We start from the raw sequence: 538 nt of genomic DNA, 5'->3' as shown, positions 1-538 counted from the left end.
GCAAATACGGTAACTACATCGGCGGCGAGTTCGTCGCGCCTGTCAAAGGCCAGTACTTCACCAACACCTCGCCGGTCAACGGCCAACCGATTGCCGAATTCCCCCGCTCCACCGCTGAAGACATCGAAAAAGCCCTGGACGCTGCCCACGCCGCCGCCGATGCCTGGGGCAAGACGTCGGTCCAGGACCGCTCCCTGGTGCTGCTGAAAATCGCCGATCGCATCGAGCAGAACCTCGAAGTCCTGGCCATCACCGAATCCTGGGACAACGGCAAGGCCGTGCGTGAAACCCTGAACGCCGACATCCCGCTGGCGGCGGATCACTTCCGCTACTACGCCGGCTGCATCCGCGCGCAGGAAGGCAGCTCTGCCGAAATCAACGAACACACCGCCGCCTATCACTTCCACGAACCCCTGGGCGTGGTCGGGCAGATCATCCCGTGGAACTTCCCGATCCTGATGGCCGCCTGGAAACTCGCGCCAGCCCTGGCTGCCGGTAACTGCGTGGTGCTCAAGCCTGCCGAGCAAACACCGCTGGG

1 protein-coding gene is annotated in these 538 nt (G+C 63.6%); it reads left to right on the top strand.

Annotated elements, in window-relative coordinates:
* A partial coding sequence (locus tag AACY45_RS27755) for an aldehyde dehydrogenase family protein (RefSeq protein WP_339548674.1) occupies positions 1-538 on the top strand: 538 nt, incomplete at both ends.

It is taken from the genome of Pseudomonas sp. RA_35y_Pfl2_P32, assembly GCF_963970735.1.
Taxonomy (GTDB): domain Bacteria; phylum Pseudomonadota; class Gammaproteobacteria; order Pseudomonadales; family Pseudomonadaceae; genus Aquipseudomonas.
The sequence above is the reverse complement of the archived record's forward strand: the minus strand, read 5'-3'. Positions and strand labels throughout refer to the sequence as shown.